The sequence below is a fragment of the Sphingomonas sp. genome (assembly GCF_035758555.1).
Lineage (GTDB): Bacteria > Pseudomonadota > Alphaproteobacteria > Sphingomonadales > Sphingomonadaceae > Sphingomonas_B.
Genome location: NZ_DASTXI010000123.1, coordinates 1 through 12,715, shown reverse-complemented (window position 1 = coordinate 12,715; position 12,715 = coordinate 1). Strand labels below are relative to the sequence as shown.

General features: G+C 67.8%; 9 protein-coding genes, 1 tRNA gene and 1 pseudogene. 8 read left to right on the top strand and 3 right to left on the bottom strand.

What is annotated here, in order from left to right; translation table 11 throughout:
* Window positions 1–4: 4 nt before the first annotated feature.
* The 4 genes and pseudogenes from VFT73_RS07645 to VFT73_RS07630 all read left to right on the top strand — a co-directional run bounded on the left by VFT73_RS07645 (window position 5) and on the right by VFT73_RS07630 (window position 5,177).
* Window positions 5–783 (top strand): annotated as a pseudogene (locus VFT73_RS07645) (tryptophan 2,3-dioxygenase).
* A gap of 124 nt (window positions 784–907) precedes the next feature.
* Window positions 908–2,071 (top strand): aminotransferase class V-fold PLP-dependent enzyme, encoded by a 1,164-nt coding sequence (locus VFT73_RS07640; RefSeq protein ID WP_326409651.1) that lies wholly within the window; start codon window positions 908–910, stop codon window positions 2,069–2,071.
* Window positions 2,068–3,702 carry an alkaline phosphatase D family protein gene (locus tag VFT73_RS07635; RefSeq protein WP_326409649.1) on the top strand — a complete coding sequence of 545 codons (1,635 nt, stop codon included), beginning with the start codon at window positions 2,068–2,070 and terminating at the stop codon, window positions 3,700–3,702. Before VFT73_RS07640 ends, VFT73_RS07635 begins: the two co-directional genes overlap by 4 nt.
* Before the next feature lie 179 nt (window positions 3,703–3,881).
* Window positions 3,882–5,177: a hemolysin family protein gene (locus tag VFT73_RS07630; protein WP_326409648.1), complete on the top strand. Its 1,296-nt coding sequence runs from the start codon at window positions 3,882–3,884 to the stop codon at window positions 5,175–5,177.
* A 153-nt stretch (window positions 5,178–5,330) separates the two neighbouring features.
* On the opposite strand, the gene VFT73_RS07625 is transcribed toward VFT73_RS07630, so the two are convergent.
* Complete coding sequence (locus VFT73_RS07625; RefSeq protein WP_326409646.1) at window positions 5,331–5,900, bottom strand: diguanylate cyclase; 570 nt, start codon at window positions 5,898–5,900, stop codon at window positions 5,331–5,333.
* A 91-nt stretch (window positions 5,901–5,991) separates the two neighbouring features.
* On the opposite strand from VFT73_RS07625, the gene purE reads away from it, so the two are divergent.
* Both purE and VFT73_RS07615 read left to right on the top strand, forming a co-directional pair.
* Window positions 5,992–6,480, top strand: coding sequence for a 5-(carboxyamino)imidazole ribonucleotide mutase (gene purE / locus VFT73_RS07620; protein ID WP_326409644.1), 489 nt, complete (start codon window positions 5,992–5,994; stop codon window positions 6,478–6,480).
* Entirely contained in the window at window positions 6,477–7,538 is a 1,062-nt protein-coding gene (locus VFT73_RS07615; RefSeq protein ID WP_326409642.1) for a 5-(carboxyamino)imidazole ribonucleotide synthase, read from the top strand. Before purE ends, VFT73_RS07615 begins: the two co-directional genes overlap by 4 nt.
* Before the next feature lie 32 nt (window positions 7,539–7,570).
* On the opposite strand, the gene VFT73_RS07610 is transcribed toward VFT73_RS07615, so the two are convergent.
* Together VFT73_RS07610 and VFT73_RS07605 are read right to left on the bottom strand one after the other, a co-directional pair.
* A complete protein-coding gene (locus tag VFT73_RS07610) occupies window positions 7,571–7,873 on the bottom strand; it encodes a hypothetical protein (RefSeq protein WP_326409640.1) in 303 nt (100 codons plus the stop codon).
* Complete coding sequence (locus tag VFT73_RS07605) at window positions 7,873–10,722, bottom strand: pitrilysin family protein (RefSeq protein WP_326409639.1); 2,850 nt, start codon at window positions 10,720–10,722, stop codon at window positions 7,873–7,875. The genes VFT73_RS07610 and VFT73_RS07605 overlap by 1 nt, the downstream gene beginning before the upstream one ends.
* A 100-nt stretch (window positions 10,723–10,822) precedes the next feature.
* Between VFT73_RS07605 and VFT73_RS07600 the strand changes: the two genes are divergently transcribed.
* A complete protein-coding gene (locus tag VFT73_RS07600; RefSeq protein WP_326409637.1) occupies window positions 10,823–12,460 on the top strand; it encodes a M28 family metallopeptidase in 1,638 nt (545 codons plus the stop codon).
* Window positions 12,461–12,497: 37 nt separating this feature from the next.
* Window positions 12,498–12,571 (top strand) — tRNA-Gly (locus VFT73_RS07595).
* The last annotated feature ends 144 nt before the right edge of the window (window positions 12,572–12,715 follow it).

Below are 12,715 nucleotides of genomic sequence, written 5' to 3'. Positions count from 1 at the left end.
CGAAATGACCTATGCGCGCTATCTCGCGCTCGACGAGCTGCTCGCCGCCCAGCATCCGCTCTCCGACGAGCCCGACGAGGTGCTGTTCATCATCATCCACCAGACAAGGAGCTGTGGCTGAAGCAGATGATCGCCGAGCTGAAGCTCGCGAAACGCCAGGTGCGCGGCGGCGAGCTGGTGCCGGCCTATAAGGGCCTCGCCCGCGTCTCGCGCATCCAGGCGGTGATGACGCTGAGCTGGGACGTGCTCGCGACGATGACGCCCAGCGACTATTCGCGCTTCCGCGGCGTGCTCGGCACCAGCTCCGGCTTCCAGTCGGACCAGTTCCGCACCGTCGAATATCTGCTGGGCCTGAAGGACGGCCGCTTCCTTGATTACCAGAAGGACCGCCCCGAAGCCGAACGCGCGATGCGCGAGGCGCTGGAAGGCCCAAGCCTGTGGGACGACGCCAACGCCGCCCTCGCCGCCGCAGGCTTCGACGTGCCCGCTGAAGCGCTCGACCGCGACTGGACCCAGCCCTACACGCCCGATCCGCGCGTCGAGGCGGCCTGGGCCGAAGTCTATCGCGATACGGAGCGATGGTGGGACCTGTACCAGCTCGCCGAGAAACTGGTCGACCTGGACGACGCGATGGCGACGTGGCGGCACAAGCACGTCCTCACCGTCTCCCGCATCATCGGCGGCAAGCGCGGCACCGGCGGCACCGCGGGGGTCAAGTATCTGCAGGAGACGGTGGCGAAGCGCGCGTTTCCCGAGCTGTGGTCGTTGAGGACTTTGCTGTGACCCTCCCCCGTCATTCCGGCGAAAGCCGGAATCCACCTTTCTTGTTCGCGCGGAGGCGCGGAGGCACGGAGGGAGGAAAGAAGAAGGTGGATCCCGGCCTTCGCCGGGATGACGAGGGTGTTCAATGACCTACAAACACCTTTTCCGCCGTGCCTTCGATGCCGCGCCGGAGCGGCTGCATCTGGCGGCGCACAGCCACCATCTCTGGCCGGACGCCAGCCATGACGGGCAGTGGCAGGCGTGGGAGGATGCGGCGAAGCTGGCGGACCGGAAATGGGACCGGATCATGGGCGAGCTCTGGCCGCGCGCGCAGGCGGAAGTGGCCGGCGAGCTCGGGCTTCCCGATCCTTCCACGATCGTCTTCGCGCCCAACACGCACGAGCTGATCGTCCGCCTCGTCTCCGCGATCGAGCGGCCGCGTCCGTTCCGGGTGCTCGCGACCGACGGCGAGTTCCACAGCTTCCGCCGCCAGTCCGCGCGCTGGGAAGCGGCGGGCGAAATGACGGTCGAGCGGGTGCCGGTCGAGCCGTTCGGCAGCTTTGCGGAGCGTTTCGTCCGCGCGGCGGAAGGCGGCGAATACGACCTGATCTTCGTCAGCCACGTGATGTTCAACTCAGGGCATGTGTTCGACGGCATCGAGCGGCTGGCCGCCCTCGCCCGGCCGGAAGGGCCGTGGGTGGTCGTCGACGGCTATCACGCCTTCATGGCGATCGTAACGGATTTAAGCGCCGTCGCCGACCGCATCTTCTACGTCGCCGGCGGCTATAAATATGCGATGGCGGGCGAAGGCATCGCCTTCCTGCACGCGCCATCGGGGTTCGGGCCGCGACCGGTCTATACCGGCTGGTATGCCGAGTTCGACGACCTGTCGCTGCCGCCGGGCGCGGTCGGCTATGCGCCCGATGCGGGGCGGTTCATGGGATCGACCTTCGACGCGTCGGGCCTCTATCGCTTCCTCGCCGTCCGCGCGATGCTGGAGGCGGAAGGGCTGACCACCGCCGCGATCGCCGCCCATGTCGCCCGCCTGCACGACCATCTGCTCCACGCGATCCGCGGCACCGCCCTTGAGGACGCCCAACTGCTGAACCCGCCGACCGGCGGACCGCATGCCCGCTTTCTCGCCTTCCGCTCGCCGCACGCACAGCGCTGGCAGGCGGAGCTGATGGCGCGCGACATCGTCACCGACGTGCGCGGCGACGTCTTGCGGATCGGCCTCGGCCTGTATCACGATGACGAAGACATAGGGCGCTTCGCGAGGGAAGCGCTGCATCTGGGAGGGGGCCGATGACGCTGAGAATCGATCGCCGTTCGCTGGTGAAGGGAGGGGCGTTCGGCCTAGGCGCGCTGCTGCTGCCGGGCGGCGGCGCGGCGCTGGCGCAATTGGTCGCGGCGCGGGGCTTCACCCACAATGTCGCGTCGGGCGAGCCGAGCCAGGATTCGGTGCTGCTCTGGACCCGCTATGTCGGCCAAGGCGCCAGCGCGCACGTCCACGCCGAAGTCTCGGACACCCCCGATTTCCGCCGCGTCATCGCCGGCGGCGACGTGATCACCGGCCCCTGGCGCGACTGGACCGCGAAAGTCACCGTCGCCGGCCTGGAGCCGGGCCGCCCTTATTTCTACCGCTTCACCGCGAATGGCGAAGTCTCCCCCGTCGGCCGCACCCGCACGCTCCCCGAAGGCCGAGTGCCCGAGTGGCGGATGGCGGTCTTTTCCTGCGCGAACCTGCCGTTCGGCTATTTCAACGCCTATGCCCATGCCGCCCAGCGCGACGACCTGCATCTGGGCATCCACCTCGGCGACTATCTCTACGAATATAAGCGCGGCACCTATCCCAGCGAGCGCGAGGCCGTCGCGGCGCGGCTGCTCGAACCCGCGAACGAGCTGATCCACCTCGCCGATTATCGCACGCGCTACGCCTGCTATCGCGCCGATCCGGACCTGCAGGCGCTCCATAGCCGGCTGGCGATCATCCCCTCGGTCGACGATCACGAGACCGCGAACGACAGCTGGGAAGGCGGCGCCGAGAACCATAACCCCGGCGAAGGCGATTATACCGAACGCAAGATCGCCGCGATGCAGGCCTGGCGCGAATGGATGCCGGTCTCCGAAGAACCCTATGCGACCTATCAGATCGGCGATCTCGGCACCTATTTCCGTACCGAGACGCGCACCATCGGCCGCAGCCAGGCGCCGTCGCTGGAAGCCGCGCTGAAGGGCGCCGCCGACCCGGTCGCCGCCCTGAAGGCCTTCCGCGACGGCGATTGGGCCGATCCCGCGCGGTCGATGATGGGCAGCACGCAGGAGCATTGGCTGGCCGAACGGCTCCAGCACTCCGTCCGCGCGAAAAAGCGCTGGCAGGTGGTCGGCGTCGGCACGATCGTGGGGCGGCAGGTCGCCCCGCCCGAAGCCGCGAATTGGATTTCGCCCGACGCGCCCGAATACATCACCACACGGGTCAAGGCGGCGTTGCTCGCGGCCAAGCTCGGGCTGCCGAGCGACCTCGAAAGCTGGGGCGGCTTCCCCGCCGCCCGCGCGCGGCTGCTCCAGTCCGCGCAGAATGCCGACGCGGACCTCGTCATCCTCGCCGGCGACAGCCACAATGCCTGGGGTTTCGAGCTGTCGGAAGGCGGCAAGCGCGCGGGCGTCGAGTTCGACGGCCACAGCGTCACCTCGCCAGGCTATGAATCCTTCTTCCGCCAAGTGCCGCCCACCGACATCTCGACCGCCCTGGTCCGCGCGAACCCGGAGCTGAAATGGTGCTCGACCGCCGGCCGCGGCTACATGACCGTTACGCTGACGCCGGAGGCCGCGACGTCGGAATGGCTGTTCCTGGACACCGTGATCGGCCGCTCAACCCAAGTGGCGCGGACGCACCGGATGCGCACCAAGGCGGGGCGGAGGACGCTGGAGACGGTATAACCCCTCTCCCATTGGGAGAGGGAGGGGCCCGCCGCGAAGCGGTGGGAGGGTGAGGGCGACCAGCGCCTGTCGCCCTCACCCCGCTCGCGGCGATGCCGCGAGTCGACCCTCTTCCAGATGGAGAGGGTTCATCATTGCCCCCCGCCACATTTGCCCGCTAAGGACGTTACACGCCCGGCATGCAGCCTCTTCATCCCTTTCCCTGGCTCAGCGTCGCGATCATCCTTGCGTTGATCGTGCTGAACGGCCTGTTCGCGATGTGCGAGCTGGCGATCGTGTCGGCGCGCAAGGCGCGGCTGCAGGCGATGGTAAAGGTCGGCCGCACCGGCGCCGCGACCGCGCTGAAGCTTCAGTCGAACCCGGGCCGGCTGCTCTCGACCGTCCAGATCGGCATCACGCTGATCAGCATCCTGACCGGCGCCTTTTCGGGCGCCGCGCTGGAGGTGCCGGTCGGCCAGCGGCTCGCGCTGATCGGCGTTCCCGCGCATTACGGGTTCGCGGTGACGATCGTCGTCACCACCTATGTTTCGCTGATCGTCGGCGAGCTGGTGCCGAAGCAATTCGCGCTGCGCTCGCCGGAGCCGATCGCGGCGCTGGCGGCCGTGCCGATGGACTGGTTCGCGCGCGCGACCGCGCCGGTCGGCTGGCTGCTCGACCAGACCAGCGCGATGATCTTCCGCCTGCTTGGGCTGAAGCGCGAGACCGACAAGCATGTGACGGCGGAAGAGCTGCACCTGATCGTCGCCGAAGCGAGCCGCTCCGGCGTGATCGAGGAATCCGAGCGCGCGATCATCTCGGGCGTCGTCCGTCTCGCCGACCGCCCGGTGCGCGAAGTCATGACGCCGCGCACCGATATCGACTGGATCGACGCCGATGCCGACCCGGAGGTGCTGCGCCGGCGCTTCATCGAAACGCCGCACACGCGCGTGCCGGTGGCGGAAGGCTCGGTCGACCGCATCGTCGGCGTGCTGCAAAGCCGCGACATCGCCGCCGCTCTGCTGGAGGGGCGTGTGCTCGATCCGCGCGCGCTGATGCGGCCGCTGCTGATCGTGCCCGACCAGGTCGACGCGATGGACGCGCTGCACACGCTCCGCCGCGCCGAAGTGCCGATGGTGCTGGTCCATGACGAATACGGCCATCTCGAAGGGCTGGTGACGCCCGCCGACCTGTTCATTGCCCTCGCCGGGCATTTCGCGTCGGACCAGGACGCGGGCACCGATCCGGACTGTGTCGAGCGCGAGGACGGCAGCCTGCTGATCTCCGGCTCGCTGCCCGCCGACGCGCTGGCCGAGCGGCTCGACCTGACGCTGCCGGAGGACCGCGACTATGCGACCGCCGCCGGCTTCGCGTTGGCCGCGCTCCGCCACCTGCCCACGGTCGGCGAATCGTTCGAGGAACAGGGCTGGCGCTTCGAGATCGTCGACATGGACGGCCGCAAGATCGACAAATTGCTGGTGAGCACGACGGAACGGTAGCCGGCGAATTGCGCGCAAGCAGCCCGAGCCATGTATACTGACGGAGGTATGCCGCTCGTCCTGAGCAGAGCGCGAAGCGCGTAGTCGAAGGGCCCTGACGCAAAATTCGGAGCAGCGCCCCTCGACTACGCTCGGGACGAGCGAGACCTGTCTTCAGCGGCTGTTCGTGCCGCCGCCCCGCCGCCGTTTCGCCCGGTACATCTCCGCATCGGCCCGCGCCAGCGCCGCCTCCGGCGTGTCGTCCGCCTGCAGCGCGGTGACGCCGATCGACACTTCGATCGGCAGGCGGCCGTGCAACGGCGACGCCTTGACCGCGGCGACCAGGGCGGAGGCCTTGTCCCACGCCGATTCCGGTTCGCTATATTCGAGCAGCACGCCAAATTCGTCGCCGCCGATCCGCGCGACGACGTCGCTGCCGCGGACATTCTCACGAAGGACCCAGGCGGTGTGGATCAGCGCGGCGTCGCCGACGGCGTGGCCATGCGCGTCGTTGATTTCCTTCAGCCGATTGAGATCGACGAACAGCAGCGCCGCCGGCGTGCCGTGCCGCGCGCGCTGCGCCACCGCTCGCTCGATCGCGCGGAAGAAAAGGCGGCGGTTGGGCAGCGGCGTCAGCGTGTCGCTGTCGGCCAGCCGCTCGAGTTGCGCGATGCGGGCTTCCAGCTCCGCTACGCGCGCCCGAAGCGCCGAATTTTCCTTTTCGGGATCAATAACCTGCTGCATCCTTCCCTCGCCGCATCATCGCTCTAATCCGGGCGGATTGAAATAGCGTTGATGGGGGGCTACACGGCGGCGCTCCAAAAGCGGGGCGATCATGGCAGAGAACTCGCCGCTCGTCGGCATCATCATGGGCAGCCAGTCGGACTGGCCGACCATGCGCCATGCCGCCGAGATCCTGGGCGCGCTCGGCATCAGCCACGAAGCCCGGATCGTTTCCGCTCACCGCACCCCCGAACGGCTCTATGACTATGCCAAGTCGGCCGCCGATCGCGGGCTGAAGGCAATCGTCGCCGGCGCCGGCGGCGCCGCGCACCTGCCGGGGATGACCGCGTCGATGACGACCGTCCCGGTGCTGGGCGTGCCGATCGAATCCAAGGCGCTGAACGGCCTCGATAGCCTCTTGTCGATCGTGCAGATGCCGGGCGGCATTCCGGTTGCGACCTTCGCGATCGGCAAGCCCGGCGCAGTCAATGCCGCGCTGTTCGCCGCCGCGATTCTCGCCAATGAAGACAGCGCGCTCGCCGACCGGCTTGCGGCGTGGCGCAAGCGGCAGAGCGACGCCGTCGCCGCCGAGCCCGAATGATCCTGCCGCCCGGTTCCACCATCGGCATATTGGGCGGCGGCCAGCTCGGCCGGATGCTCGCGATCGCCGCGGCGCAGCTCGGCTATCGCAGCCACATCTATGCGCCCGAGGCGAGCGGCCCCGCGACCGAAGTCAGCGCCGAATGGACCAAGGCCGGCTATGACGATGCGGACGCGCTCGCACGCTTTGCGCAAGCGGTCGGCGTCGTCACCTACGAGTTCGAAAATGTCCCCCCGGCTGCGCTCGACCGGCTGGAGACGCTGGTGCCGATCCGTCCGGGCAAGCGCTCGCTCGAAATCTCGCGCGTGCGCGAGCGCGAAAAGAGCCTGGTGCGTGACCTCGGCGGCCGCACCGCCCCGTTCCGTGCGGTCCAGAGCCTCGACGAGCTTCGGGATGCTTTTGCCGAGATCGGCACGCCGTCGATCCTGAAGACGTCCAGCCTGGGCTATGACGGCAAAGGCCAGGTGCGGTTGCACGACGCGTCCGGGCTGGAGTCAGCATGGGAAGCTGTCCGCGGCGCGCCCTGCGTTCTGGAGGGCTTCGTATCCTTCGACGCCGAATTCTCCGTGCTGCTCTGCCGGGCAGAAAGCGGCGAGACGGCGGTGTGGGACACGCCCGAAAACGTCCACACCCACGGCATTCTCGACACGTCCACTGTCCCGGCCCGCGCGGCGGTGCTGGCACAGGCGGAGGAAGCGATCGCCCTCGCCCGCAGAGTGGCGGATGCGCTGGACCATATCGGCCTGCTGACCTGCGAGTTCTTCGCCTGCAGCGACGGGCCGGTCTTCAACGAAATGGCGCCGCGCGTCCACAACAGCGGTCACTGGACGATCGAGGGCGCGGTCACGTCCCAGTTCGAAAACCACATCCGCGCAGTCTGCGGCCTGCCGATGGGCGCGACGGCACGCACCGGCGCGCGGATCGAGATGCATAACCTGATCGGCGAGGACGCGAACTCCTGGGCGGCGATCCTGGCCGATCCCACGGCGAAACTGCACCTCTACGGCAAGCACGTCCGTCCCGGCCGCAAGATGGGTCACGTGACGCGGATATTCTAAGCCCCTCCCCTTTAGGGGAGGGGCTTATTGCCTCACCCCTTCCGCGTTCCCGTCAGCGGGAAGCTGCCGAACGCGCCGGCGCCGACGGTGCCGGTCAGCGTATCGCCGTCGACGGTCGCCTGGCAGTCGAGCGTCATCGGCATCGGCACTTTCATTTCCATCTTCCAGGTCAGCTTGTTGCCGTCGACCTTGCCGTCGATCACGTCGAGCGAGCCCATCGCGCCGGCCTGCTGGCCGGTGAATGTGTCGCCGTTGCTCCGGACGGTGAACACCGACTTCTGCTCGCCCAGCGGCGACTTCGTGATGCAATCCCAATCGCCATCCACACCAGCCATCATTTCCCTCCCTGTGCAGGTTGTTGTGCCACCGTCTTCACCTCGACAGGCAGGCCGAGGCTGTCAAGCTGCGGTTTTACGACCTTGGCATCGCCGACCACCACCCAGACGAATTTCGCCGGGTCGATTGCGGAGCGGATCGCCTTGTCCATCTCCGGCGCGGTCAGCGCGCGGTAGCGGCTCGCGATCGTGTCGTAATAATCGTCGGACCGGCCGTAGATCACATTGTTCTGCATGCCGCCCAGCACGTCCGATCCGGTTTCGAAGCTGCCCGGCAGCTCGCGCACGAAGCCGTTGATCGTCCGCTCCTGCTCCTCGGGCGTGATGCCCTTGGTGGTCAGGAACGTGCGGATGTCGGCCTGCATCGCCGCCAGCGAATCGCCCGTTCGGTCCGCCTGCACCGGCGCCGAGACGAGATAGGGCACGCCCTGCAGCAGTCGCCGGAAATTGCCGCTGACGCCGTAGGACCAGCCCTTGGTCTCGCGGATATCGGTGTTCAGCCGCGACAGGAAATTGCCGCCGAGCACATCATTGGCGGCGATATAGGGAACCAGCTCGTCGGTGCCCTTCAGCGGCGTGACTTCGCCGCCATAGATCAGCGACTGCGGCGAATCGGGCCGGTCGACCAGGATGATCCGCGGCTGCGGCTGCGGGATCGCCGCGGCGAAGCGCTTGGCCCCGGCTGCGCCCTCGCCGTTCCAGTCGCCCAGCGATGCGTCGAGCACGCTGCGCACTTCCGCCAGCGGCCGGTCGCTGACGATGAAGATCGTCGCCTTGTCCGGCCGGATCCACGCATGCTGGAACGCGATCAGATCGTTCCGCGTCAGCTTTGCGACCACGTCCGGATCGCCGGTGCCCGAGGAAGCACGGCCATAGGGGTGTTCGGGCCCGAACAACACCGGCGGCAGCGTCCGCCCGGCGAGCCCGCCCGGCTGGGTCAGCTCGTTCTGGATCGAGACCAGCTGCTGATTGCGCAGCCGCTCGACCTCGGCCGGCGCGAAGGCCGGGTTGCGCAGGATGTCGGCCAGCAGCGCGACCGACGGTTGCAGGTTCGGCGACAGCGCGAACAGGCTGACGGTGGTGCGATCGGTCGAGGTGCCCGCGCTGATATTGGCGCCCAGCCGCTCCTGCTCCTCGGCGATCTGGATCGAGTTGCGCGTCTTCGTGCCCTCGTCGAGCAGCGACAGGGTCAGCGATTGCAGGCCAAGCTCGTCGGCCGGATCGGCCGCATTGCCGGCATCGAAGCTGACGACGATCCGCGTGATCGGCACCGCCGTCCGCTGGGCATAGACCAGCTCGATTCCGTTCGACAGCTTCGCCCGCTCCACGGTCGGGAAGTCGAGATTCGGGATCGGTCCGACCGGCGGCAGCTGCGAGCGATCCACGGCCGCCTGCGGCGCGAAAGTCACCGGCGCTTCGCCCGGCTTGTGATAATAGGCCGGCGCAAAGCCGGATTTGCCGGCGACCGACTGCGATTCCTCATAGGCGCCGCGCGGGCCCGGCTCGACGACCAGCGCGAGCATCGGCCGGCTCAGCCATTTCTGCATCGCCGCGCGCACCTGTTCCGGCGTCGCCGCAGCGTAGGCGGCGAGCTGTTTCTTGTAGAAGCCCGGATCGTTCGAATAGAGCGCGCCTTCGGCCAGCGTGACCGCCTTGCCGCCGAAGCCGCCGACCGATTCGAGCGAAGCCGTCCGCCCCGCCACGTCCCGCGTCGCCGAACGCAGCACCTCGTCCGCGGTCGGCCCCTGGGCGATATAATCGGCGATCAGCTTGTCGAGCTTCCGCCCCTCTTCGGCAACGTCCACGCCCGGCGCGACGTCGACCTGCACGTCGAAGAAGCTGATCTGCGCGAATTGCTGCAGATCGGCACTGACACGCACCGCACTCTTGTCGCCGCGGACCAACGCGTTGTCGAGGCGCGAGCTGCTGAGGCCGCCGAGTACCGTCGCGGCGATGTCGAGCGGCACGGCATCGGGATCGTTGAGCCCCGGCACGACCCAGGTGCGGTAGATGCGCGTGGTCGCGACGCGGTCCTTCATCACTTCGTCGATGCGGTGCGCGGGCGTCGGCACCGGCGCGACGACGGGCCCCTGCTGCGGCCCGCGCGGAATGTCGCCGAAATATTTCTCGACCAGCCGCTTCGCCGTCGGCACGTCGATGTCGCCGGCGAGCACCAGCACGGCATTGTTGGGCCCGTAATGCTCGCGGAACCAGTTCTTCACGTCCTCCAGGCTGGCGGCGTCGAGGTCGGCCATCGAACCGATCGTCGAATGACCGTAGGGATGATCGGCCGGGATCAGCGCCTTCAGCTGCGCATATTCGACCAGCCCGAACGGCTGGTTGTCGCCCTGCCGCTTTTCGTTCTGGACGACGCCGATCTGGTTCTTCAGATTCTCCTGCGTGACCGCACCGAGGAAATGGCCCATCCGGTCGCTTTCCAGGAACAGCGCGCGTTCGAGCGCGGGCGTCGGCACCGTCTCGAAATAATTGGTCCGGTCGAACCAGGTCGTGCCGTTCACGTCGGTCGCGCCGATTTCCTGCAGCGGCTTGAAGAAATCGCCCGGCGCATTCTCGGAGCCGTTGAACATCAGATGTTCGAACAAATGCGCGTAGCCGGTCTTCCCCGCCGGCTCCATCTTCGATCCGACATTGTACCAGACGGAGACCGCGACGATCGGCGCCTTGCGATCGGTCGAGACGATTACGCGCAGGCCGTTCGGCAGCGTGAACTGCTCGTAGGGGATGTTCACAGCCTGCGACAGCTCGGACAAGGGCGCGGGCTGGGCGGGCTGGGCGAAGGCGGCAGTGGAAAAGGCGAGGAGCGAAACGGCAAGCCAGGAACGGCGCATGAAGATTCCTTCGACGGGAGAGCGACGTGCGGCTTGCATAGCAGCGCATTTTCGCTGAACCAACGCTGTCCACGTCTTCCATTGCTTCTCAAGGAAAATCATGTCGCGCGTCCTGCTGTCGCTCCTGCCGCTCGCTCTCGTCGGTGCCGCCCCTCCCGCTCCCGTCCCGGCGTTCACGCCCGAGGCGTTTCGCGCGCACGTGCTGTTCCTTTCCGACGACCTGCTCGAAGGGCGCGACACCGGCAGTCGCGGGCATGAGATCGCGGCGCGCTATGTCGCCTCGCAATTCGAAGGGCTCGGGCTGAAGCCCGGGGGCGACAACGGCTCTTGGTATCAGCAGGTCACGTTCCAGCAGACGCGGCGCGGCGAGACGCCGGGCACGCTGACGCTCAGCGGCTCGCGCGCAGGCGGCAAATGGACGCACGGCAAGGACGTGCTGATCGGCGTCAATCCGCGCGAGGCGAAGACCGACCTCTCCGCCCCGATCGTGTTCGTCGGCTACGGCATCGCCGACAAATCGCTCGGTATCGACGACTATGCCGGGCTCGACGTGCGCGGCAAGATCGTCGTCGCCCTGAACGGCTTTCCCAAGGGCATGCCGAGCGAGGTCGGCGCGCACCTGTCGAGCGCCAAGGACGAAGCGGCGGCGGAACGGGGCGCGGTCGGCTTCCTTTCGGTCGACACGAAGCTTTCGGCGGAAACCCGGCCCTGGACCGTGCGCCAGCGCTATGCGGACGGCGCGCGCTTCAGCTGGATCGGCAAGGACGGCCAGCCGCATGTCGAGGGAACGGGCCTGCGCGCCACGGCCAGCGTCGACGACACTGTCGCCACTGCGCTGTTCGCCGGCGCACCGCAGACGCTCGACCAGGTCCGCGCCGAAGCGGAGCGCGAGGGCGGGCGGCCCAAGGGCTTTCCTCTTGCGGGCACCGTTCGCGTCACCGCCAGCACGGTCAGCGAGCGGCTGACCAGCCCCAATGTCGTCGGCATCCTGCCCGGCGCCGATCCGAAGCTTGCGCCGCAGGTCGTCATCCTGTCCGCGCATCTCGACCATATCGGCATCAGCAAGCCGCGCCCGAACGATCCGCCGAACAAGGACCGGATCAACAACGGCGCGCTCGACAATGCGTCGGGAATCGCGACGATGCTGGAAGTTGCCCGCGCTTTTACGACGTCGTCGGACCGCCCGCGCCGCACCCTTGTCTTCCTCGCCTCGACGGCCGAGGAGAAGGGCCTGCTCGGCGCCGAATATTATGCGCACAATCCGACCGTGCCGCTCGCCAGCATCGTCGCCGACGTCGATCTCGACATGCCGCTGCTGCTGTACCCGTTCACCGACGTCGTCGCGTTCGGCGCCGACCATTCGACGCTGGGCAAGGTCGTCGCCGATGCCGCCAAGCCGATGGGGATTTCGCTTTCGCCCGACCCGATGCCGGCGGAGAATATCTTCGTGCGCTCCGACCATTACCGCTTCGTGCAGCAGGGCGTGCCGGCGGTGTTCCTGGCGACCGGCTATGCGAACGGCGGCGAGGCGGCGTGGAAGGCGTTCTTCGACAAGGCCTATCACCAGCCCGCCGACGACATGAACCAGCCGATCGACTGGAACGCCGCCGCGCGCTTCGCGGAAGTAAACTACCGCATCACCCGCGCGCTGGCCGACGCCGACGAGGCGCCACGCTGGTACCAGGGCGATTATTTCGGCAACCTGTTCGCGCCCGACGCGCCGAAAGCGGCGCGTTGACCGCAGCCCCGCGCCTGTGGCATCGGGCGCGGCACAGGCGGGTATGATGTAATGGTAGCCTGTCAGCTTCCCATGCTGAACGCGCGGGTTCGATTCCCGCTACCCGCTCCAGCTTTCCAGGGCGCACAGTCGAACCCGCGGCTGTTTGCTGGCGCTCCGCCCTGCCGGGCTACGCATGGGTTCGATTCCCGCTACCCGCTCCAGCTTTCTCGCGACAAATCGCGACACAATCGTTCCACGTTCGACAAATTCGCG